The sequence below is a fragment of the Streptomyces sp. NRRL F-5122 genome, assembly GCF_001507435.1.
Lineage (GTDB): Bacteria > Actinomycetota > Actinomycetes > Streptomycetales > Streptomycetaceae > Streptomyces > Streptomyces lannensis.
Genome location: NZ_LMWH01000192.1, coordinates 1 through 299 on the forward strand (window position 1 = coordinate 1; position 299 = coordinate 299).

The window sequence follows — 299 nt, forward strand, 5'->3', positions numbered from 1 at the left end:
GGGTGGTGCAGGTCGAAGGCGGGGGATTCGGAACGGATGCGCGGCAGGGTGAGGAAGTTGTGCCGCGGGGGCGGGCAGGAGGTCGCCCACTCGAGGGAACGACCGTAGCCCCACGGGTCGTCGACGCCGACCGGCTTGCCGTACTTGGCCGTCTTCCACACGTTGTAGAGGAACGGCAGGATCGACAGACCGAGCAGGAACGAGGAGATCGTCGACACCGTGTTGAGGGCGGTGAAGCCGTCGGCCGCGAGGTAGTCGGCGTAACGGCGCGGCATGCCCTCGGCGCCCAGCCAGTGCTG

General features: G+C 68.6%; 1 pseudogene. It reads right to left on the minus strand.

The annotated features are described in order from the left end of the window. Window positions 1–299 (minus strand): annotated as a pseudogene (locus ADL25_RS19275) (cytochrome ubiquinol oxidase subunit I); the annotation flags it as partial.